Consider the following 24,139-nt stretch of genomic DNA (forward strand, 5'->3'; position numbering starts at 1 on the left):
CACCTTAGCATTAGCGTCACCCGCTCAGAAGGCTATTTTTGTAAGATTGTTTACAATTAGGGGCGGTTTATCTTTGCTGATTGTTTTTGCAGCAGGCAGCGCGTGATTTAGGCAAGACAGGCGATGTGCCGTGTAGTTATTCTCCACCAACAGCGCCTAACGCTGAATAAATTGCGCGCTGTCGCTGCCCGAAGGGTTCATTTAAACGCACTCTGAACTTTGTTGCGCCCAGCTTGCTTAGTTGACTAAGCAAGCTGGTCTCGCCTCGTTCATAACGCGTTTAATTTGAACAAAAATTAAACACTAAAGATAAACAGCCCCTAGAAATTCTTGCCGATAAACAGGTACATAGATTCTTCACCGTCATCGGTAAGGCCGATACCAAAGGCGGCAGGGCCAAATGCGGTGGTGGTGCCAAGATACAAGCTGCCGCCATAAATCAGGTCACCCATATCCATTTTTTCGGACGATCCCCAAACATTCCCGGCCTCAACACTCGCGCCCAAATACAGCGGATAATCTTGCAACCCCAGCGCATCTCGGCCCAGATCATATTGGTAGATAAAGGCGCCAAACAGTTTCTTGGCCCCTGCTAGCGAATTTTTACGGTAACCCGACAAGTTCAAGAACCCACCCAAATCCACCACATTGACACTGAAATCACTGTCATTGCTGATCGTCTCATAGGCCGCTTTGCCCACAAATGAGTGGCTGCGCACACTGACTACCCCTTTCCAATCCGCTTCTATTTGGAAGGTTCGCCCCGGATCTTCCATACCGGAGTAATTTTCATCTCGCAAAGACAGATTGACGCGGAAGCGATTACCCGACGTCGGGAAACTGATGTTATTTAACGTGTCGAAGCCATAACGCAGATACACGCCGTAACTGGTAAAGTCGACATCTTCAATCAAGGCACGGTTAGTCAAACGGCCCGCGTCACCGCTAATCCCCAACTCCAACATGCTTTTATTGGTGAAGTTGAGCCCGACACCAAACTCGGCCGAATGGATCTCCCGCTCTAACTCGTAATACTTTGCTTGTCCTTTAAAAATATCCCATTCGTTGACGCGATAACGGTACTGGGCACGGCTAAACACATGCTGGTCTGCATCTAATGGCTGGTAAAATTCGGTGGATAACATCTTTTCAAAGCCCATACGCGCTTCGTTACGCCATTCACCACCATTGCTGGTGAGATCGGTCATGGTCATGGCGAGATCAATGGTCAAGGCCGAGTCGAGCGACAGGTCATCTTCCCAGTTAAAGCCAAATTGCAGATAGTTAGGCCCCCAAGATTTGGCCTTGGCGTCCACATTCAACATGCGACCTTCAGGCGTATCTTCAAACTCGGCGGTGACCCGCTCAAACTTGTTCAGCGAATACAGACGGCTTACCGCTTCATTGAGCTGCTCTTTATCAATCACATCGCCTTTATGCACGTCGAACACTTTAGCAATCAAGCGATTATCTACAGTAGAGTTGTTGGTAAAGTTCACCGCAATCAGGGGTTGCTTGGCTTCATCACGCCAGCGCACTGCTACCTGCTTTTTATGCTGTTGATAGGCAGCATATTGCTGCGGCGGCAACGCCAACGGCAACAGTTGATCTAACTGTTCATTGGCCGCCTTTTCACCGGCCGCCAACGCATCAGGCATAATAGAAAAATCGGTGGTGCTGAGCGTATCCACATCGGGGCGGATCAGAATATCGTCTTCGGTCAGCAGTCGTTTCTGTCGTTCGGTGCTGGCGTTGGTCAACATGGTCGACAGCTGGTTCAAAATCGCAATCGCGCCATTCAGTTCTTTCTTTTTCACCAAACCGGAACCGATGTCGATGGCGATAACGACGTCTGCCCCCATGGATTTCACCACATCAACGGGCATGTTATTGGCGATGCCGCCATCCACCAGCAATTTGCCATCAATCACCGCTGGCTGTAACGCACCGGGCACGGTGGCAGAAGCCTGCATGGCTTGCACTAAGCTGCCCTTGGTAAGCACTACGGCGCGGCTAGTTTCCAAGTCAGTCGCCACGGCACGAAACGGAATTGATAGTTCATTAAAACTGGTAAATTCTGGGATAAGCCCAGCCGTGGTGCGGTACAACCGCGACATGGTTTGCCCCAGCAGCACCCCTTGCGGCGTCATCACTTCGCCGTCACGCAGGCCCATATTGAGTGGAATATTAAAACGGTCACGCTGCTGTTTCTCGCGATAACCGAGCGCTTCGCGCGGAATCGTATCGGAATAGCCGCTATCCCAGTCTTGGTCCATCATCAGCTGTTCAATTTCGGCAGCGCTGTAACCAAGCGCATACAAACCGCCCACATAGGCGCCGATACTGGTACCCGCGACGTAATCCACTGGAATATGATGTTGTTCCAGAATCTTAATCACGCCCACATGGGCGGCGCCTTTGGCCCCGCCGCCACTGAGCACTAAGCCAACTTTTAGCCGATCAGCGCAGGCGAAACCGGCGACTGACAGCCCCATTATCAGCAAAAGAAGTCGAGAAATTAACATCATGCGGCACATTGAACTCAAAGATAAGTTGGCGAATATAGTAGCAGAAGTGTGCCAACAAAATTCAACAAAATCGGCCGCAAATTACTTCTGCAGCGAAGCCTGCTGCTGTAGCTGTAATTCGAGGTTTTCTGCCGAAACAGGTTTGCCAAAGTAGTAGCCCTGGATCAGGTAACAGCCTCGACTAAACACTTGTTCTAACTGTTCTTTCGTTTCAACGCCTTCGGCTACCACCTTTAATTTCAAGTTACGAGCAATCTCGATAATACTGCTCACAATCGCTTGGTCGGCGCTGTTGCTGGCGATGTCGATCAAAAATGAACGGTCAATTTTTAGCGTGTTCACGGCAAAATGCCGCAGATACGCGAGTGATGAGTAACCCGTGCCGAAATCGTCAATCGCGACTTCAATTCCCATGCTGCGCAGCTGTTGCAGATGTTCACACGCCACGTGTAGCTCTTTCATTAACACCCCTTCGGTGATCTCTAATGTGAGCTGCGCTGCTGGCATGCCGGTGTCGTGCAGAATTTGCGACACCACCTCGATAAAATCTGGCTGACGGAAATGCACCGCACTGATGTTGACCGACATGCGGAACAGCGGCATCGATGCGCACCAGATGGCCCCGTGACGGCAGGCTTGTTTCAGCACCCAGCGGTCAATATCAACAATCAACCCACAACTCTCGGCCACCTTGATAAAGATATCGGGGCGCACATGACCATCACGCGGGTGCTGCCAGCGTATCAGAGCTTCCACGCCAATGATGCGGTCGTCTTGCAGCAGATCGAACTGGCCTTGGTAGTGCAATTCAAACTGATCTTGCTCCAATGCTTTGCGCAAATCGCCTTCAAGCCGCAGGTGATACAGCGCCTCGGCATTACGCTCGCTGGAATAGTACTGGAAATTGCCACGGCCACGGTCTTTGGCATCGTACATCGCTTGATCGGCATTTTTGATCAACGCTTCGGCTTGGCGGGTATCATCAGGCCAGATACTGATGCCGATGCTGGTAGAGATAAAAAACTCGCGGCCAAACAGTTTGAACGGGCTGGAGATCTGCGCCAGCATCGCTTCACACAGGCGGTTAATATGATCGATATCGCCGCTGTTCACCAAAATCACAAACTCATCACCACCAAAGCGGCACAGTACCGCATCATCATCGAGCACTGACTGGAGCCGATTGGCGGCCTCTACCAGTAAGGCGTCACCCATGCTGTGGCCGTAGTAATCATTCACTTGCTTGAAGCGGTCAAGGTCAAGAAACAGCAACGACAGCTTGTGCTGTTGACTCTCGGCCCGCGCCATAGCGCGCTCCAGCCGCTGCGCAAACAAACTGCGGTTGGGCAAACTGGTCAATACGTCATAATTCGCCAGCTTACGCAGCTCGGCCTCCGACGCCTTGCGCGCACTAATATCAGAAAATACCAACACATAGTATTGCAGTTGTTGCCGCGCATTTTTAATGGTGGACACGTTCAACCAAATCGGCAATTTATCCATCTGTGGCGAATATAGCTGACTCTCCCCCGCCCAAGAATCTTGGTCTTTCAGCAACTCAGCCATCGGCGCCGCTAGTGTTACAATAAAACGGCTGATTGGCTGACCGATAAGTTGACTGGCGGTAACGCCTAACAGGTTTTCCGCCGCCAAATTACTCACTTCAATATGCTCTGCGGCATCAACAATGAACATGCCTTCACTGGTATTTTCAAACGCCCGCGCCAGCAGATGCGCCTCTTTTTCTAACAAGCGCGTCTGCGTGCACTCGCTATAAATACCCGAGGCCTTGATAATCTGCCCGTTAGCATCAAACGCGGTCGGTCGTCCACGAATGCGCAACCACCCCCAACTTCCGTCTAACCGTTGATAGCGATATTCACACTCAAAGTTGTCTACCTCGCCAGCTAACATCTGTAACCAGCGTTCCATCACATAGGGTCGATCATCGGGATGAATCGGCAAGTCAGCCAGCGACATGATGATTTCGTGCCGTTCGCCGCCCAGCACATTGCCATGATTTTGCAGCGACAGCCGATCGCCTTGTCGATGCCACTCCCACAGATCTGAATCACTACCACGCAGAGATTGCCGTAAGCGTTCATCACTAAACACTAAGGCGGCGTTGATATGCTTGAAGCTTTTAACTTGGCGTTGTCGATAAACGATGATCCCCAGCAGACCCAACAGCAGCAATGACAAAAAGGCCAGTTTTACCCAAGTATTTTGCCACCAGTAAAGTTGTACGTTGAAACGAAACACCAGCGGCGCGCGCTCCCACACGCCATCATTTTGACCCAGCACTTCCAAGCGATAACTGCCCGCATCAAGACCAGAAAGGTTAACTTGAGTTTGGCTATCTAATTGCAGATACGGCGGCACATCCCGGCTCCCCATCTTCAGCAAGCGATACTTAAGTGCGAGTTTCTCTAAGCTCAAGTAGTCAAGATTGGAGAATTGAAATGTCACCAGCTTGGCGCCGGGCTTGATGGTCATGCCATTTTGAGGGACTAGGCTCAGTTCAATCGCATCATCATAATAAACGGTGGCCGACTCGAGCAGCGTGTGCTGATAAGGAATACGTTTACGCATCGCGGCGACATCCAGCTTCATCGCCCCTTTGGGCGAGCCAACATAAAGATGCTGCTGTTGGTCAAGCCAAAAAGCGTTTTCGTTAAGCTCGCGCGCAATCAATCCATCGGACTGACCAAAAGCTTCAATACTGCCATCCAGTTTACGTTGCCGCACAATTTTGTCTTCACAGGCGATAATGCGGAAATCTGGCGTTTGCGTCAGAAAATACACCGAGTGACACGCTAAACCCCATTGGTTAGTCAACGACAACACCTGCTGCGTGTCGATGTTAAACTGCCATAGCTCATCATTACGGGTAGCCAGCCACAGCACGTTTGGCTCAACTTGCATCACTTGGCTAATCGAAATATCTCGCTGTATCTGCTGCGCAACGGTGTCGTACAGAGACACAAATGGGCGCTCAAGCGTGGGGAAATAACCAAATGTTTGGTCACCAAACATCCACAGTTGCTGCTGGCGATCTTGCCAAACACCAAACATATATCGGCTAGGGCTGGCTTCTGGCGTTTGTGCCGCAGCAACTGGCACAATCGTGGCGGTGTTGGTATCCCAGACAAACATGCCGTTGGCACTTGCTATCCACCAGCGACTATCAATATGCGTCAATGAGAAAATCAACTTGCCACGCAGTAAGTCGCTATTTGTCACCCACGGCGACATATCCACCGTCTGCATCGCAGCAACGTCAAACAGGCGGATGCCATCCACCGTTGCCAATAGCAGGTGGCGGTCATCGAACGCTTCCATATCAAAGATTGAGTCATCCGGCAGGATATCTTGCGGCGCAACATGCACCATCTCATGGGTGTTTTGATCGAATCGATGCATTTGCCCAACACCGCCAAACCACAGCTGATGGTCATCGGCATAGATGGACCAAATGGCGTCGTCATTGAGCGAATGTGGACTATCGGCGACAAAGCTTTCCAATAAAAATGCGGGTTGCGGTGCCAATACGGCTAATGGCTGTGAAGAGCCAGATACCCATAACAAGCCGTTATTATCACGCACGGCAATGCCCACCCGCTCAATGCCCGCTCGGCGGCTCAAGCTCGACTTGTAGCTGGTTATGGCTCCGGTTGACGGTTCAAAACGGTAGAGTACGGAATTGGCTATCAGCCACAGCCCACCATTACCGCCATCAATAACTTGCTGACAAAAATAGCTCAGCTGCGGTACGGCAGACACGCTGCCTTGAGCAACGGACAACTGATATAGCCCTTTAGAGCTACCAATCCACACGCGTTGCAGTTCATCTTTAGCCAGTGAACTAATCGTGCCGTATTGTGTTTGCCATGCATCAGTTGCCAGCGCCACACCACTGTGACTAAAGCGCAGCAATTCATGGTTATTCGCCACGATGATCTGATCATCCAGCAGCAACAGTTGGTTCCACTCAAATTGCCGCGTTGGCAGGGCAAACAGTAATGTTAGCTGCTCGCCACTCTGAGATAACCGCCACAAATTGCCCACTTCCGACAACAGCAATTGATCACCATTGCGCAAAGTGGCCGTCTGAATTAACGCGCCATCTTTGAATGTAGGAAATGTGTCGCCAGAACCAAAGGCTTTAAATTGGCTAGTGTAAGTATCAAAAAAATAGGTATGGTGTTCGGAGCTGACCAATAACAAACGAGGATTCACCACCCGCACTATGGTGAAAAACTGCTCGTCCACCAAATCATGGTCTTCATAGCGATCAACACGCCGGATCAGGTTGCGACTCACGCGATATAAACCGGTCTCAGTCGCCAACCAAGTAAAACCGCGCTCATCCATACTAATATCGTGGATGTTGTAAGAGCCAAGACCGTCTCGAGCCGTAAAGACGCGTTGCACTATGTCCGCAGCATTGGCACTGCTGCAGAGCAAATGACTAAGACAACAACTGAGACAAAGCAGGATCGCGAATACGGCTCTGATCATTGGCAGTTAACCACCTATGTCACTAAAGTTTGCACATATTATCATATCGTTAAATACCATGGTTCACATTTGGTTAACAGATTATAGTGTGCTCCAAGCCTATCAACCTTGTGTGACGGTATTTTGTGGGGATTAAACGCGATTTTTGCATCACCGAAACTGCCCACGGCGAGCAGCAGTGGCGTATTTCAGCCAAAAAATAAGCCTGCACGTGGCAGGCTTATCGAGGCATTAGCGGCGGCTAATTACTTTTTCTTTTTTGCCTTAGGGTTTGGCAAATCAGTAATTGAACCTTCATACATCTCTGCAGCTAAGCCAACAGATTCATGCAAGGTTGGGTGCGCGTGAATGGTCAGTGCGATGTCTTCTGCATCACAGCCCATTTCAATCGCCAAGCCGATTTCACCCAGCAGTTCACCGGCGTTCACACCCACCAGTGCGCCACCGATAATACGATGGGTGTCTTTTTCGAAGATCAGCTTAGTCATACCTTCGCTAGCTTCTGACGCGATAGCACGGCCACTAGCTGCCCATGGGAAAGTGGCAGTTTCGTAGTTGATGCCTTGCTCTTTCGCTTGTTTCTCGGTCAGACCAACCCAAGCCACTTCAGGATCAGTATAAGCAATCGATGGGATCACTTTTGGATCGAAGAAGTGTTTCAGGCCAGAGATCACTTCCGCCGCTACGTGGCCTTCATGCACGCCTTTGTGGGCCAACATAGGTTGGCCGACAATGTCACCCACCGCGAAGATGTGTGGCACGTTGGTGCGCATTTGTTTATCAACATTGATAAAGCCGCGTTCGTCGATTTTCACGCCTGCTTTGTCGGCGTCGATCAGCTTGCCATTTGGGGTACGGCCAATCGCTACCAGTACAGCGTCATAACGCTCTGGTGCTGCTGGTGCTGATTTACCTTCCATGGTCACATAGATGCCATCTTCTTTGGCTTCTACTGCGGTCACTTTGGTTTCCAGCATCAGTTTGAATTTGTTTTTGATCTGTTTGGTGAAGTTCTTCACTACGTCTTTATCAGCCGCAGGGATCACTTGGTCAAACATTTCTACCACTTCGATTTGGCTGCCCAGTGATGAGTACACAGTACCCATTTCCAGACCGATGATACCGCCGCCCATCACCAGCAGTTTGCCTGGGATTTCTTTCAGTGCCAGCGCATCAGTTGAGTCCCAAATACGTGGGTCTTCATGCGGAATAAATGGCAGTTGGATAGGACGAGAACCGGCAGCGATAATCGCGTTATCAAAGTTTACTGTGGTTTTAGTGCCGTCTTCGGCTGTCACTTCAATGCTGTTCGGGCCAGTGAATTTACCCAGACCGTTAACCACGTTCACTTTACGCATTTTGGACATGCCGCCCAAACCGCCAGTCAACTGGCCGATAACTTTCTCTTTAAAACCACGCAGCTTGTCTAAGTCGATAGTTGGTTCGCCAAAAGTCACGCCGTTAGCTGACATGTGTTTGGCTTCTTCAATCACTTTAGCTACGTGCAGCAGTGCTTTTGAAGGGATACACCCCACGTTCAAACAAACACCACCTAAGGTGCTGTAACGTTCAACAATCACGGTGTCCAGACCCAGATCCGCTGCACGGAACGCAGCAGAGTAACCTGCAGGGCCCGCACCCAATACCACGACTTGTGCTTTAATTTCGTTACTCATGTTTTCCTCTGATTTATTTCATTCCATGTGGACACTTGGCCCATGCTGGACGTTCGAGCAGGCTCAGCTTCAATGCTGGCATTTTACCCCGCTCGACCGGGATCACAATTAAACATAAGGCTGACCTTATCGGTCAGCCTTAGCGCTTACATAATCAATGTGCGAATGTCTGACAGGTAGCTAGACAGGGTCACGCTGAAGCGTGCTGCTAGCGCACCGTCGATCACACGGTGGTCGTATGACAGTGACAGTGGGCACATCAGGCGAGGGATAAACTCTTTGCCATTCCACTTAGGTTTGATCTCAGACTTAGACACACCCAAGATGGCCACGTCTGGATAGTTGACGATTGGGGTAAACGCAGTACCACCAATACCACCCAAGCTAGAGATGGTGAAACAGCTACCTTGCATGTCAGCCGCTTTCAGCTTGCCATCACGCGCTTTAGCAGAGATATCCATCAGCTCGAGCGACAGCTCAGTGATCGACTTCTTATCCACATCGCGGAACACTGGCACCACCAATCCGTTAGGCGTATCGACCGCCACACCGATGTGGTAATACTTTTTGCGGATCAGCGATTCACCGTCTGGGCTCAAACTTGAGTTGAAGGTTGGGAATTCTTGCAGCGTTTTCGCCACCGCCTTCATCATGAACACCAGCGGAGTGAACTTGATGGCTTGTTTCTTCTTCGCCGCCAGTTCGTTCTGCTCTTTACGGAAGCTTTCCAACTCAGTGATATCAGCTTCATCAAACTGCGTCACATGCGGAATGGTCACCCAGTTACGATGCAGGTTCGGGCCAGAAATCTTCTGGATACGGCTCAATGGGATCTCTTCCACTTCACCGAATTTGCTAAAGTCAACTTTTGGCGCGTCAATCACTTGCAGGCCATTGCCACCAGCCACCGCAGTCGCTGCGCTCGCTTTTGGACGAGACAGCTCATAACGCACGTAAGCTTGTACGTCTTCTTTCTGAATACGGCCTTTGCGACCAGAGCCTTTAACCAGGCCCAGATCAACACCGAACTCACGCGCTAAACGGCGCACGGAAGGCGACGCATGCACGACACCCGTAGTTTGCACCACACCCGCACTTGGGTGATGTGGCACTGGTGGGCGACTAGCCGCCGGTGCAGCTGCTGCCGGAGCTGCTGCTGGAGCAGGTTCAGCCGCTGGTGCTGGCGCCGCAGCAGGTGCACTACCCGCCACTTCCAGAGTCAGCACTAATGAGCCTTCAGACACTTTATCGCCAACGCTCAGCGCCACAGATTTCACCACGCCGCCTTGCGGTGCTGGTACGTCCATGGTGGCTTTGTCAGTTTCGAGCGTGATCAAACCATCATCAGCATTGATGGTGTCGCCAGCTTTCACCAGCACTTCAATCACGTCGACGTCTTTGGCATCGCCAATATCAGGCACTTTTACTTCAATCGTTTGGCTACCGGTAGCGGCAGGCGCTGCAGGAGCAGCTGCTGGAGCTGGTTCTGCTGCTGGCGCAGGTGCTGCGGCAGGTGCCGCACCACTACCAGCGACTTCTAAGGTCAGCACCAAAGAGCCTTCAGACACTTTGTCGCCCACTTTCACTGCCAGCGACTTCACTATGCCCGCCTGCGGTGCAGGTACGTCCATTGTCGCTTTGTCAGTTTCTAGCGTGATCAAACCATCGTCAGCATTGATGCTGTCGCCAACATTGACCAAAACTTCGATGATATCGACGTCTTTAGCGTCGCCGATATCAGGTACGGTCACTTCAATCACTTGCGAACCACCCGCAGCTGGCGCAGCAGCGGCAGGCGCCGGAGTTGGCGCGGCGGCTGGTGCAGCAGCTGGCTCTGGTGCTTTTTCTGCGGCTGGCGCAGGTGCAGCAGGCGCGGCACCTTCAGCAGCTAGCATAGCAATCAAAGTCCCTTCAGACACTTTGTCACCTACTGCCACTTTCAGCTCTTTCAGTACACCAGCAAACGGCGCTGGAATGTCCATGGTCGCTTTATCACTTTCAACGGTGATAATCGCCTGTTCTTCTTCCAGTGCATCGCCAATATTGGCGCAAATTTCGATGACTTGAACTTCATCCCCGCCGATATCGGGAACCAGAACTTCTTTCAAATCTGCCATTGGTTATCCCTCTTATGCGAACAGTGGGCTGACTTTATCAGCATCAATGCCGTATTCAGCGATGGCTTTAGTCAGCACATCTACTGGCATTTCGCCACGATCAACCAGTGACTTCAGCGCTGCGATAACCACGAAAGTGGCATCCACTTCAAAGTGGTGACGCAAGTTAGCGCGGCTGTCACTGCGGCCGAAACCATCAGTACCCAGCACTTTGTAGTCTGTTGGCACGTAAGCGCGGAGCTGTTCGCCGTACAGTTTCATGTAGTCAGTCGCCACAATTGCTGGTGCATCTTTTGCCAATACAGTAGAGATGTATGGCACTTTTGCTTCAGCTGTTGGGTGCAGCATGTTGTAGCGCTCACATTCTTGGCCGTCACGGGTCAGCTCGTTAAAGCTGGTCACGCTGAAGACATCAGCGGTAACGCCGTAATCTTTCGCCAAGGCTTGGGCGGCTTTACGCACTTCCTCAAGGATGGTGCCACAACCCATCAGCTGTACCTTACCTTTGCCTGAGCCTGCGACAGTCTCAAGTTTGTAGATACCTTTGATGATGCCTTCTTCCGCACCCGCTGGCATTTCTGGCTGAACGTAGTTTTCGTTCATGGTGGTCAGGTAGTAGAAGATATCTTCCTGATTTTCACCGTACATACGGCGAATACCATCTTGAACCACTACAGCGATTTCATAACCGTAAGTTGGGTCGTAAGACACACAGTTTGGAATGGTGTTCGCCAGAATGTGGCTGTGACCATCTTGGTGCTGCAAACCTTCACCGTTCAATGTAGTACGGCCTGAAGTACCGCCGACCAAGAAACCACGCGCACGCATATCACCGGCTGCCCATGCCAAGTCACCAATACGTTGGAAACCGAACATCGAGTAGTAGATGTAGAATGGGATCATCGGTGTATCGTTCACCGAGTAGCTAGTGGCGGCTGATACCCATGAGGACATCGCGCCCAGCTCGTTAATCCCTTCTTGCAGTACCTGACCGGTCTTATCTTCACGATAATAAGCCACTTGGTCTTTATCTTGCGGTACATATTTTTGGCCTTCGTGAGCGTAAATACCCACTTGACGGAACAAGCCTTCCATACCAAAGGTACGGGCTTCATCCGGAATGATCGGCACAATATTTTTACCAATGCCTTTGTCTTTCAGCAGTGCGGTCAGCACGCGAACAAACGCCATGGTGGTAGAGATTTCGCGGCCGTTAGAGCCTTTCAAAATCGCATCAAAGATCTTCAGAGATGGCACATCCAAGTCTTCAGAGAACTGCTGACGACGTGCTGGCAAGTAGCCACCCAACGCTTCGCGACGGGCTTTGAGGTATTTCACCTCTTCTGAATCTTCACCTGGGTGGTAGAAAGGCACTTCTTCCAGCTTGTCGTCTGGAATTGGGATATTGAAACGATCGCGGAAGTAACGGATAGATTCGATATCCATTTTCTTCACGTTGTGCGCGATGTTTTTACCTTCACCTGCGTCACCCAGACCATAACCTTTCACGGTTTTGGCCAGAATAACGGTTGGACGGCCTTTGGTGTTTTTAGCTTGTTGCAGTGCGGCGTAGATCTTCACTGGATCGTGACCACCACGGTTCAAGCGCCAGATGTCATCATCAGACATATTGGCCACCATTTCGGCGGTTTCTGGATACTTACCGAAGAAGTGTTCGCGGGTGTACGCACCACCTTTGGCTTTACAGTTTTGGTATTCACCGTCAACGGTTTCTTCCATCAACTGCAGCAGTTTGCCGCTGGTATCACGCGCCAACAGTGGGTCCCAATAGCGACCCCAAATCACTTTCAGCACTTCCCAGCCTGCGCCACGGAATTCACCTTCCAACTCTTGAATGATTTTGCCGTTACCACGTACCGGACCATCCAAACGCTGCAGATTACAGTTGATGATAAATACTAAGTTATCCAGCTCTTCACGTGCTGCTAAACCGATAGCACCCAGTGCTTCTGGCTCGTCCACTTCACCGTCACCGAGGAAGCAGTAAACCGTTTGCTCTGAGCAATCTTTAATGCCACGGTCGGTCAGGTATTTCAGGAAACGCGCTTGATAGATCGCTTGGATAGGGCCCAAACCCATAGACACGGTTGGGAACTGCCAGTAATCAGACATCAGCTTAGGATGCGGATAAGAAGACAGACCTTTGCCATCCACTTCCTGACGGAAGTTAGCCAGCTGCTCTTCGCTCAAACGGCCTTCAAGGAAAGAACGCGAGTAGATACCTGGGGCGATATGACCTTGGAAATACACCAAGTCGCCGCCATCTTTGGCGTTCGGCGCGCGGAAGAAGTGGTTAAAGCACACATCGTAAATCGTGGCGCTTGAAGCAAAACTCGCAATGTGGCCGCCCAGTTCCAAATCTTTCTTAGAACCACGGATCACCATTGCCAACGCATTCCAACGAATAATGGCGCGAATGCGACGCTCCAGCCCTTGGTCGCCCGGCATAGCAGGCTCTTGACCAGCAGGAATGGTATTCAAATAAGCAGTAGTCGCTTTGTATGGCAGGTAAGTACCGTTACGGCGCGCCTTGTCGATCAGCTTTTCCAGAAGATAATGAGCTCGTTCAGGGCCTTCCTGCTCCAACACAGCTTGCAGGGAGTCTAGCCACTCCTGAGTCTCCAATGGATCCAAGTCTTGTAGCATATTTTCAGACATGACACTGTCCTTATTTATACATGGTAAAGGTTGTCGGTGCGGTATTCGGTCCCATGCCCGTGTTACATACCGCTCTTCATACGGCGCAGGCTACGCTGCAACCGGCTATCTTCCTCCCGGACCGACAGCATCACTTCCTCGATATAACTCAAGTGCTCGTTCGATGCTTCTCGTGCGGCTTCAGGATCACGACGAACGATAGCGGCAAGCAGATCTCGCCGATGCTCGTTAGCCTCAGATGAAGCTTCTTCGCGACGGCTCAGAAGCTCCAAGTTTTGTGCTACGTTTTTATGCAACACAGAAGTTAAACTCAATACCAGATGCAGCATCGCCACATTGTGTGACGCTTCTGCAATGGCACGATAAAAATTCACAATCGCGGTAGCGACCGCATCAACACCGTGGGCTTGTTCCACCTGCTCCAGCATGTTTTCCAAGTTTTCCATATCGGCGTCGGTGCCACGCAAGGCGGCAAAATAGGCCATCATGCCTTCGGTGGCATGGCGGAACTCCAGCAAGTCATATTGGCTCTCTGGGTCGCTCAACATCAACTCCATGATTGGATCAGCCATGCTTTTCCACAGCTGCTCTTTCACATAGGTGCCACCGCCTTGACGGCGCAACAGCAGCCCTTTGGCTTCAAGTTTTTGAATAGCTTCGCGGAGTGATGGGCGGGAGACTTCAAACTGTAATGCCAGCTCCCGTTCTGGAGGAAGCTTTTGACCTGGCTTCAAACTTCCTTCAAGGATCATCTGCTCCAGATTCTCCATGATCACGTCGGAAATTTTCGGCTGACTGATTTTACTGTAGGCCATTTGGCACTCAGCTCCCTTTTTGTAAATTGGTCTTACCAATTATGAGTGAGCGCACTGTAACAAATCACTTTTTTGTTGTCTATAGCGTGACGGACGTCAATTTAATCCGTTTTGTGATGAGTATGCCACTACTTTCTGGCATTTATTTGTATTATTTATACTTTAGTCTTACAGACCAAAGATTAGCTATTTTGCACAAAATTCAAACAAAAACGCCGACATATCCCCTACTACATCGACGCCATGCTCTTGCTTAACCCGCTCTTCGCTCTTATCTCTGCTTTTCGCTCTTATCTCTGCTTTTCGCTTTGCGCTTCGCTTCTTGCTTTTCTCTTACAACTTAAAGCTTATGGCTTAAAGCTACTCTTTTCTCGCAACTCGCAACTCGCAACTCAATCCTATTGCACTATGCCAAAGATGGTAAGCACCGCCAGTATGGTCAAAATCAGTATAAAGTTACGTTTACTCAACGCCAGCAAGGCAATGGTGGAGCGAACACAGATCGGCGCACCACCGCGCTCTGGCAACACCTCTGCCGCCAAGGCCACTTCGGCGATGATCTTTTGTGGTTCGGTATAAATGCCAAACACCAGCTCGCGCCAACGGCTGAATGCAGAGCCAAAGTGACCACTCAGCGCGTAACCTAACGCGACAAATCGGGCGGGCAACCAATCCAGCGCAAACATCAAGTTACTCGGCAGTGGCAGCGGATGTTCTTCATTTAAGCTATTGAAATAGCGCGCAGTACAGTAAAACAGCACGCCAGCGGGACCAAGAATAATCAGATAAAACGCCACCGCTCCGTAATAACGGTAGTTGAGCCATGCCGCTAACTGACCAACACGCGCCCCCATCTCTTCAGAGCTGATGCTATCAAGGCAATGGTCATAGTCCAGATCGGTCGCATGCAGGTAACAGGCTTCTAAATCGCCGCGACAGGCCGCCTGCATATACTTTTTAAATTTATGGCGTACACGCTGATGGCTAAAACACAGCGCCGCTACCACAGTCCACAGCAGCAGCGAAGGTAGGCCAAACATTCGGCCGTGCAACAGCCATTGCAACACCAGAACGCTAGCAGCAGGGAATAACAGCGCCAGCCAGATGCCACCTTTACTGCGCAGTAACTCTTCGGTAAAAAAATGCGCGCGATACCACGCAAACATATTGTCTAGCTGTAACAGCTTAGGCAACAACTTAAGTCGCTCAATCAATACCGCAATCAGTAATGAAAACAATGCCATTTAGCACTCCAGCTTCATTGGGTCAGCTCAATATTGCCGTTAGATAACGTTGCCAGTCAAATCCCACTCCCGGATCTGTCTTGCGTTCGGGCGCAATATCACTATGGCCGACAATCCGTTCCTGCGTGATCAATGGGTATTGCCGCTGCAACGCCTGAGTTAACGCCACCAATTGGGCGTACTGTGCCTCGGTGTAGCCCGAGGTATCGGTACCTTCCAGTTCGATACCCACCGCAAAATCGTTACAGTTGCTACGCCCCGCAAACGTCGACACACCAGCATGCCACGCGCGCTCATCGCAGGATACAAATTGCAGTACCTCGCCAGTGCGTTTGATCAGAAAATGCGCCGACACTGCTAATCCTTGCAAGTCAGCAAAACTGGCATCGGCTTGGCAATCCAACGTGCCACAAAACAGCGCTTCTATATAAGGTAGTCCAAACTGCCCCGCTGGCAGACTAATATTGTGGATCACCAACAAACTCACTTCCGCCGCAGGCCGTTGATTAAAATGCGGCGATGGCACGTGTTTTACATCTGCACACCAACCTGCCTGCCAGTTATCAAAAACACCACTCAAATTATGTTCCTTTTGGGTTAGTTGCGAGTGTCGAGTTGCGAGTTCACTGCTCGAATCCCGCAACTCGTAACTCGTATCTCAAAACACCTTTATGCTAATCTTCGCCTCATAGCTTATTGACTACCGCCACAGCAAGGTTTGCACCATGTTAGAAAACGATATTCGCGTTAGCGTCAAAGCCGCACTGGACGAAGACTTAGGCCATCTTAATGCCCACGATGGCGATATTACCGCACAACTTATCCCTGCAGAGCAACATGGGGAAGCGGTACTGATCACCCGCGAAGAGGGAGTTTTCTGCGGCAAAGCATGGGCGGAACAAGTGTTTAGACAGCTCGGCGGTGAGGTAGCAATCCGCTGGCATGTCGATGATGGTGACTTACTGGTCGCTGGGCAACAACTGTGTGAACTCTCCGGTCCCGCCCGCATTCTGCTCACTGGCGAGCGCACCGCGATGAACTTTATTCAAACGCTCTCAGGTGTGGCAACGCTCACCAAACATTATGTCGATAAGCTAGCGGGCACCCATTGCCAGTTGCTAGACACGCGCAAAACCTTGCCGGGGCTGCGTACCGCACAAAAATATGCGGTAGCCTGTGGCGGCGGTAAAAACCATCGCATCGGTTTGTTCGATGCCTTTCTTATCAAAGAGAACCACATCATGGCTTGTGGTGGTATTGCCGCTGCCGTCAACACCGCCAAACAGCTGCATCCCAACAAACCGGTAGAAGTAGAAGTTGAATCACTCGACGAACTACAGCAAGCACTCACCGCTGGCGCAGATATCATCATGCTAGATAACTTCGACGTCACCATGATGCTGGACGCCGTAGATATCAACCACCAATTCAAAGCCAACAATGGCGGCGCCAAGCTGGAAGTATCAGGCAACGTCACCATCGACACCATCGCCCAATTTGCCAAAACTGGCGTGGATTACATCTCCGTCGGCGCCCTCACCAAACACTTACGCGCCTTGGATCTATCCATGCGGTTTAAGGGGGTAAAGGCAGTTGCGAGAATCGAGCTGCGGGTAGCGAGTGAATAGAGAGCGATAAGCGATAAGCGATAAGCGGTAAGCGATAAGCGGTAAGCGATAAGCGGTAAGCGATAAGCGGTAAGCGATAAGCGGTAAGCGATAAGCGGTAAGCGGTAAGCGATAAGCGATAAGCGGTAAGCGGTAAGCGGTAAGCGGTAAGCGGTAAGCGGTAAGCGGTAAGCGGTAAGCGATAAGCCGTAAGCCGTAAGCCGTAAGCCGTAAGCCGTAAGCCGTAAGCCGTAAGCCGTAAGCCGCGCAAGATACCCAGCCATCAGAGCAAGAACAAGCTTCTTGCTCTTGCTCTTGCTCTTGCTCTTGCTCTTGCTCTTCACTTATAACTTAAAGCTTACGACTTAAAGCTATAAGTCATAACTTAAAGCTTACGGCTTAAAGCTTTTGGCTAGTGTTTTTTTCTCGCTTCTCGCTACTCGCCACTCGCAACTCCATTAACATCCCCTAAACAATATTTTTTGACAACGTTATATCTTTGACAACAACGTTAAACTCGCCAAATAGCTGACGCACACCTATTAAATAAATATGAGTAAAAACGTGCTGTTACGCGAAAAATTCATAAAAAATTTGCATCACCACATTTAAATTCTGTTCACAATAGACTAACGTTTAGGGGTGGCGAGTTGGCCGGTGGTGGCCGACCTCATCGTGATAAACTAATTTAGCGTCATCAACTAGCGCCTTTATGTTAATTAACTTAACACTTGTAAAGCCAATCGTTGCGACGTAGATCACGTTGCGGTTTGCCATAAAACAACACGATAGTGTTCAAACTAACAAATAGTGTTGCAACAACTGCAGTAACAGCATTGCAACAACCGAAGTAACTATTGAATTAACGACTGTTTAATTAACCCCGGGGCTCGGCACCCGTTACAGTAGCGCGGTTTTCGCTTGTGGGCATAAGTTTGCTTGTGTGCATCGTTGGCAACATCACTGATGTTATCCAGCAGACGTCTCAAGCAGCCAACCCGCCACGAGCGCTTCACGTCGCTGTAGTTGGTCAGGGCTAGCTTTTGGAGAGAAAAAATGAAAGGCATGAAACAAAAATCAGCTAAAGGTTTTACCCTGATCGAATTGATGATCGTGGTAGCCATCATCGGTATTCTGGCTGCGATCGCGCTGCCTGCATACCAAACATATACAGACAAGGCTAAATATACTGAAGTAGTTCAAGCTGCTGCTTCTTATAAAACAGCCCTTGAAGTATGTGGACAGGTTGAAGGTACATTAGCAGAAGCTAGTTGTGGAAGTGGGAAAGGTGGAGTTCCTGCCGCTGCTGGTGCATCTGGTTATGTAACATCCGTAACTGTAGGTGGACACGCAGATGACGCTGTGACGATAACTGTTGTCCCAACCGCTTTCGGCGGAGTAACTGCTGGTGACACTTATATTTTGTCGGGCAAGCTGGCTAACGGACAAGTTACTTGGACTGATAACTGTACCAAATTTTGTTAATATAGCTTAGTCTGAAATGCCAACCACTAGCCTCCATTTAGGATTATCCACGCTATTTATCCGCAAAGGCCTGCTTGATGAAAGCAGGCTGACGGAGGCGGTGGCATTAGCACGCAAGAACAAAACGGCACTGGTCACCACCTTGGTGACCAGTCAGTTTTTGTCGGCCCGCACTATTGCTGAACTGTGCTACGAAGAATACGGCACCCCGCTACTGGATCTAGCTGAATTTGATGTCAGCAGTATTCCAGAAGACTTCTTAAATCGTAAGTTAATCGACAAACACCGTTGTCTGCCGCTATTTAAGCGTGGCAATCGGCTCTACATTGCCACCTCAGATCCCACTAACATTTCCGCCCTCGAAGAGTTTCAATTCAGCGCCGGTTTACATGCTGAAGCGATTTTGGTGGAAGAGGACAAGCTCGGCAAAGCGTTAGAGAAAGTGCTTGAAGAGGATATCTCCTCGCTGGATCTCAATGGCATCGACGAGCAAGCGTTAGCTGGCATTGAAGTCGCTGACACCGATAAACGCCAAGATGATGCTAACGAGGGTGCCGACGATGCGCCGATTGTTATCTACATCAATAAAATTCTCACCGATGCCATTCGCCGTGGCGCATCGGACTTACATTTTGAGCCTTACGAAAAACGCTATCGCGTGCGTTTTCGCATTGACGGCATTTTGCATGAAGTCGCCGAACCGCCGGTCAATCTCGCCTCGCGTTTGTCTGCCCGTTTAAAGGTGATGTCCAAACTCGATATCGCTGAGCGCCGCGTGCCACAAGACGGCCGCATTAAAATGAAACTCAGCCGTAACAAGAGCATCGATTTTCGTGTATCTACCCTACCGACACTGTGGGGCGAGAAGATTGTAATGCGTATTTTGGATTCCTCTTCTGCCCAACTCGGCATTGAAAAGCTCGGCTATGAAGAAGACCAAAAACAAGCCTATTTAGAGATGTTGGCGCGGCCGCAAGGCATGATTCTAGTGACTGGCCCAACCGGCTCGGGTAAAACCGTGTCTTTGTACACCGGCCTGAATATTCTCAACACCGAAGAGCGCAATATCTCTACTGCCGAAGACCCGGTGGAAATCAACTTAGAAGGTGTGAACCAAGTTCATATTAACGTTAAAGCCGGGCTCACCTTCGCCTCAGCTTTGCGTTCGTTCTTGCGCCAAGATCCGGATGTGGTGATGGTAGGGGAAATACGTGACCTCGAAACCGCCGAGATAGCTATTAAGGCGGCACAAACTGGCCACTTGGTGCTGTCAACATTGCACACCAACTCCTCATCAGAAACGCTTACACGTTTACTCAATATGGGCGTGCCCGGCTACAACATTGCCAGTTCGGTTAACTTGATCATCGCCCAGCGCTTGGCGCGACGCCTCTGTGCCAATTGTCGCCAGCCAGAAGAGATTCCCGAGCATGAGCTGCTCAAACTCGGCTTTAACCAAACCCAAATCAATGAGGGTTTTACCGTGTATAAGCCGGTAGGCTGCGAACACTGCTCTGGCGGTTACAAAGGCCGGGTGGGGATTTATGAAGTAATGAAAATGTCTGATGAAATCGCACGGGTGATCATGGAAGGCGGCAACTCACTGCAAATAGCTAAAATGGCGAAACAGCAAGGCATGCGTGACTTGCGTGATTCAGGGCTATTAAAAGTGATTCAAGGCGTCACCAGCATTGCGGAAATTAATCGCGTTACCAGTTTTTAAACAACCTTGTTCCTTTTTTAGCCTCAGCAACTACCATTAACAACAGCTAGCCCACAACAAGGATAACTCTATGGCAACGGCATCCTCGTCACGCAGCCGCAGCGCAGCATCAAAGACGGATAAAAAGGCGCCCAAGATCTATACCTATGTATGGAAAGGGGTCAACCGTGACGGCAAGAAAACCGAGGGTGAGCTACGTGGTGCCAGTGTTGCCGAGATCAAAACCCAGCTGAAAAACCAAGGGATTTTACCTAAATCAGTAACGAAAAAATCGGCTGGCTTATTCAGTAGTGAAAACAAAAAAATCAAGCCGATGGATATAGCCATGGTGACGCGCCAGATAGCTACTATGCTGTCAGCCGGTGTGCCCTTGGTGACCTCGATTGAATTGATCGCTCGCGGCCATGAAAAACCGCGTATGCGTACCCTGTTAGGCACTATTCTCGCGGATGTGCAATCCGGTATTCCACTGTCAGACGCGCTACGACCCCATCGGATTTACTTTGATGACCTGTATGTCGACTTAGTCGCTGCCGGTGAGCATTCAGGCTCGTTGGATACCGTATTTGACCGTATCGCCACTTACAAGGAAAAAGCCGAAGCACTTAAATCCAAGATCAAAAAAGCGATGTTTTACCCGGCAGCAGTGATCGTGGTTGCTATCGCGGTAACAACGTTATTGCTGTTGTTTGTTGTGCCCCAATTTGAAGATATTTTCAAAAGTTTTGGTGCTGAACTGCCCGCATTTACCCAACTCATCATCAATATTTCGCGTGCGCTACAAGCCACTTGGTATCTATTCTTCGGCGGCATCATTATTGGTATTTGGTCATTTGTGCGGGCTCACCGTAACTCGCAGAAATTTCGCGATAAAATAGACGAATTGGTACTAAAAATTCCTGTTATTGGTGACATTCTGCACAAAGGTGCGATGGCGCGTTTTGCCCGCACACTAGCCACGACCTTTGCTGCGGGGGTGCCATTGATTGATGGCTTAGAGTCCGCAGGCGGTGCCTCCGGTAATGCCGTCTACCGTAAAGCAATTGCCAACGTACGCACAGAAGTGATGGCCGGGATGCAGATGAACGTGGCTATGCGTACTACTAAGCTATTCCCCGACATGTTGATCCAGATGGTAATGATTGGTGAGGAATCTGGTTCACTGGATAATATGCTCAATAAAATTGCCAACATTTATGAAATGCAGGTAGATGATGCCGTCGATGGTTTGTCTAGCTTGATTGAGCCGATGATGATGGTGGTTATCGGTGGCCTTGTCGGCAGTTTAATTATCGGTATGTACCTACCTATCTTCCAACTTGGTAACGTTGTTGGTTAATATAACCAGCTCACTGGCATTAGTTTAATAAAACCAATTCATTATGCAGTCATTCATTAGTTTAATGGGGCAATACCCCACGGTGTTTATCACCCTCGCCTTTGTCTTTGCTGCGGTGATTGGCAGCTTTATCAATGTGGTGATTTTCCGTCTGCCAGTGATGATGAAACGCGGCTGGCAACAGGAATGCGAGCAGTTTCTTGAAGAATATCAACCCGCGGCATATCAAGCATTGCAGCAACAAAAGCTGCTACAGCCGTTAGATAAATTCCCAGAGCGCTTTAATTTGGTGGTGCCCAACTCCACCTGCCCGAAGTGCAAAACCGCAATCAAGCCTTGGCATAATCTACCGTTAGTTGGCTGGCTGCTGCTCGGCGGCAAATGCGCCGCCTGTAAACAACCGATTTCACCGCGTTATCCACTGTTCGAATTACTTAACGCTGTGCTGGTTGCCGTGCTCGCTTGGCATTTCGGCCCAACGATGCAATTCGCCTTAGCGGCAGTGTTAACTTTCGCCTTAGTGGCGATGTCTGGCATCGACCTTGATGAGATGCTATTGCCAGATCAGCTCACGCTGCCGTTTATGTGGTTAGGTATCATCGCCAGCATGTGGGGCAGTTTTACCACGCTGGAGAGTTCGGTCATCGGCGCTATCGCTGGCTATCTCAGTTTATGGTCGGTGTTTTGGCTATTTAAGTTGCTGACTGGCAAAGAAGGCATGGGTTATGGCGACTTTAAACTCATGGCGTTATTCGGCGCTTGGCTCGGTTGGCAGATGCTGCCACTGATCATCCTGCTTTCGTCCGCCGTTGGCGCGGTCGTAGGGATTTTATTGATGGTGTTTAAGGGTAATGGCCGCAATTATCCGATTCCGTTTGGCCCTTACATCGCCATTGCTGGTTGGGTAGCCCTGTGTTGGGGTAATGACATCGTTAATTGGTACTTGAGTACATTGTAATGAGTAACGTCATTATTGGCCTAACAGGCGGCATAGGCAGCGGTAAAAGCACCGTGGCGAACCTGTTTGCGGAGTATGGTATTGCCATCGTGGACGCCGATATCATCGCCCGTGACGTTGTGGCACTTGGTACAGCGGGATTGGCCGCAATCGTCCGCCATTTTGGTGATGCGGTACTAACATCGACTGGTGAGCTAGACCGTGCTCAGTTGCGAGAACGCATCTTCCAACAACCAGCGGAGCGTGAATGGCTCAACGGGCTGCTGCACCCGCTGATCCGCACTGAAATGCTACAGCAATGCAATGCCGCCACCTCACCATATGTGCTGATGGTCGTACCGCTGCTGTTTGAAAATAATTTAGATAGCTTGGTGGACCGCAGTCTGGTGGTAGATGTTTCACCAAGTACCCAGCTAGCCCGTACAACCAGCCGTGATAATGTCAGCGCAACGCAAGTACAAAACATCATCAACAGCCAAATTGGCCGCGAGCAGCGTCTAGCACGTGCGGATGATATCATCGAAAACCAAGGCGACATCGAACAGCTTAGGCAGCATGTGGCGCAACTACATCAACGCTATCTGCAACTTGCGTTAACGAAACTCAGCTGAACTTGCCAGCATCACCTACGAGCCGTTACCATGAGCGCCATATTGTGATTACCCGAGGGCGCTTATGCCTCATATTGTTAAATGCCCCATCTGCCAGAAAGAGGTGGTTTGGTCGGCAGAATCCAAATTCCGCCCATTTTGCTCCGAACGCTGTAAATTGATCGACCTTGGTGACTGGGCGTCAGAGAAGCACGCTATTCCGGTTAAACCAACAATCGACGGAGAGTTGTTAGACGAACTCGGCTACGATGAGCCAGACTTTTTTAAAGAGTAATCAAAGTGAATAAACGAGTACATGTTGCCGTTGGGGTGATTATTCGCAACCAGCAAATCTTACTAGCCAAACGCCACGGACACTTGCACCAAGGTGGTAAATGGGAATTCCCAGGTGGCAAGGTAGAGCCAAATGAGCCAGTGACCGAAGCGCTCACGCGTGAGTTACAAGAAGAACTCAATATCAATGTGACCGCTAGCAGCCCATTCATGACCTTGAGTTATGACTACCCGGAAAAGCAGGTATTGCTCGATATCCATCTGGTCACAGAATTTACCGGGACAGAGTCTGGTGCTGAAGGACAAGAGATCCGCTGGGTGGACATTAAAGAACTCGCTAGCCTGCCGTTCCCAGATGCTAATCAGCCGATCATTGATAGACTGCTGACAGAGCTAGCTCACTAAGCTATACACCTAAAGCCACTCTTCGAGTGGTTTTTCTTTATCCTTAAAACAGCCATATCAAACTCCATTACGGCGCTTACGGCTTACGGCTTACGGCTTACGGCTTACGGCTTACGGCTTACGGCTTACGGCTTACGGCTTACGGCTTACGGCTTACG

General features: G+C 50.1%; 17 protein-coding genes. 8 read left to right on the top strand and 9 right to left on the bottom strand.

The genetic code is table 11. The annotated features are described in order from the left end of the window. Positions 1-320: 320 nt before the first annotated feature. The 8 genes from L9G74_RS14615 to ampD all read right to left on the bottom strand — a co-directional run bounded on the left by L9G74_RS14615 (position 321) and on the right by ampD (position 16,160). Positions 321-2,537 carry a patatin-like phospholipase family protein gene (locus tag L9G74_RS14615; protein ID WP_238897154.1) on the bottom strand — a complete coding sequence of 739 codons (2,217 nt, stop codon included), beginning with the start codon at positions 2,535-2,537 and terminating at the stop codon, positions 321-323. A gap of 72 nt (positions 2,538-2,609) precedes the next feature. Beyond that, positions 2,610-6,962, bottom strand: coding sequence for an EAL domain-containing protein (locus L9G74_RS22395; protein WP_238897155.1), 4,353 nt, complete (start codon positions 6,960-6,962; stop codon positions 2,610-2,612). 332 nt (positions 6,963-7,294) lie between these two features. Then, entirely contained in the window at positions 7,295-8,725 is a 1,431-nt protein-coding gene (gene lpdA, locus L9G74_RS14625) for a dihydrolipoyl dehydrogenase (protein WP_238897156.1), read from the bottom strand. Between the two features lie 146 nt (positions 8,726-8,871). Continuing rightward, the gene (gene aceF, locus L9G74_RS14630; protein WP_238897157.1) at positions 8,872-10,842 is read right to left on the bottom strand and encodes a dihydrolipoyllysine-residue acetyltransferase; all 1,971 of its coding nucleotides are present in this window, start codon (positions 10,840-10,842) and stop codon (positions 8,872-8,874) included. 12 nt (positions 10,843-10,854) lie between these two features. After that, positions 10,855-13,521, bottom strand: a complete 2,667-nt coding sequence (aceE, locus tag L9G74_RS14635) for a pyruvate dehydrogenase (acetyl-transferring), homodimeric type (protein ID WP_238897158.1) — start codon at positions 13,519-13,521, stop codon at positions 10,855-10,857. 62 nt (positions 13,522-13,583) lie between these two features. Next, a complete protein-coding gene (gene pdhR, locus L9G74_RS14640; RefSeq protein WP_238897159.1) occupies positions 13,584-14,336 on the bottom strand; it encodes a pyruvate dehydrogenase complex transcriptional repressor PdhR in 753 nt (250 codons plus the stop codon). 398 nt (positions 14,337-14,734) lie between these two features. Next, complete coding sequence (gene ampE, locus L9G74_RS14645; protein ID WP_238897160.1) at positions 14,735-15,580, bottom strand: beta-lactamase regulator AmpE; 846 nt, start codon at positions 15,578-15,580, stop codon at positions 14,735-14,737. Between the two features lie 22 nt (positions 15,581-15,602). Next, positions 15,603-16,160, bottom strand: coding sequence for a 1,6-anhydro-N-acetylmuramyl-L-alanine amidase AmpD (gene ampD, locus L9G74_RS14650; RefSeq protein WP_238897161.1), 558 nt, complete (start codon positions 16,158-16,160; stop codon positions 15,603-15,605). A 145-nt stretch (positions 16,161-16,305) separates the two neighbouring features. On the opposite strand from ampD, the gene nadC reads away from it, so the two are divergent. Continuing rightward, entirely contained in the window at positions 16,306-17,208 is a 903-nt protein-coding gene (gene nadC, locus L9G74_RS14655; RefSeq protein ID WP_238897162.1) for a carboxylating nicotinate-nucleotide diphosphorylase, read from the top strand. On the opposite strand, the gene L9G74_RS14660 is transcribed toward nadC, so the two are convergent. Then, positions 17,156-17,458, bottom strand: a complete 303-nt coding sequence (locus L9G74_RS14660; RefSeq protein WP_238897163.1) for a hypothetical protein — start codon at positions 17,456-17,458, stop codon at positions 17,156-17,158. The two genes, nadC and L9G74_RS14660, sit on opposite strands and share 53 nt — an antisense overlap. A 785-nt stretch (positions 17,459-18,243) precedes the next feature. Here L9G74_RS14660 and L9G74_RS14665 point away from each other — a divergent pair. The 7 genes from L9G74_RS14665 to mutT all read left to right on the top strand — a co-directional run bounded on the left by L9G74_RS14665 (position 18,244) and on the right by mutT (position 23,981). Then, positions 18,244-18,672 (top strand): pilin, encoded by a 429-nt coding sequence (locus L9G74_RS14665; protein WP_275297450.1) that lies wholly within the window; start codon positions 18,244-18,246, stop codon positions 18,670-18,672. 16 nt (positions 18,673-18,688) lie between these two features. Next, positions 18,689-20,395, top strand: coding sequence for a type IV-A pilus assembly ATPase PilB (gene pilB, locus L9G74_RS14670; RefSeq protein ID WP_238897164.1), 1,707 nt, complete (start codon positions 18,689-18,691; stop codon positions 20,393-20,395). A gap of 70 nt (positions 20,396-20,465) precedes the next feature. Beyond that, positions 20,466-21,734, top strand: a complete 1,269-nt coding sequence (locus L9G74_RS14675; RefSeq protein WP_238897165.1) for a type II secretion system F family protein — start codon at positions 20,466-20,468, stop codon at positions 21,732-21,734. A 43-nt stretch (positions 21,735-21,777) separates the two neighbouring features. After that, positions 21,778-22,692, top strand: coding sequence for a prepilin peptidase (locus L9G74_RS14680; protein ID WP_238897166.1), 915 nt, complete (start codon positions 21,778-21,780; stop codon positions 22,690-22,692). Continuing rightward, positions 22,692-23,303: a dephospho-CoA kinase gene (gene coaE / locus L9G74_RS14685; protein ID WP_238897167.1), complete on the top strand. Its 612-nt coding sequence runs from the start codon at positions 22,692-22,694 to the stop codon at positions 23,301-23,303. The genes L9G74_RS14680 and coaE overlap by 1 nt, the downstream gene beginning before the upstream one ends. Before the next feature lie 64 nt (positions 23,304-23,367). Then, the gene (gene yacG, locus L9G74_RS14690; protein ID WP_238897168.1) at positions 23,368-23,577 is read left to right on the top strand and encodes a DNA gyrase inhibitor YacG; all 210 of its coding nucleotides are present in this window, start codon (positions 23,368-23,370) and stop codon (positions 23,575-23,577) included. Between the two features lie 5 nt (positions 23,578-23,582). Further along, entirely contained in the window at positions 23,583-23,981 is a 399-nt protein-coding gene (mutT, locus tag L9G74_RS14695; RefSeq protein WP_238897169.1) for an 8-oxo-dGTP diphosphatase MutT, read from the top strand. Positions 23,982-24,139 lie beyond the last annotated feature (158 nt).

Source organism: Shewanella electrica, from assembly GCF_022321485.1.
Taxonomy (GTDB): domain Bacteria; phylum Pseudomonadota; class Gammaproteobacteria; order Enterobacterales; family Shewanellaceae; genus Shewanella; species Shewanella electrica.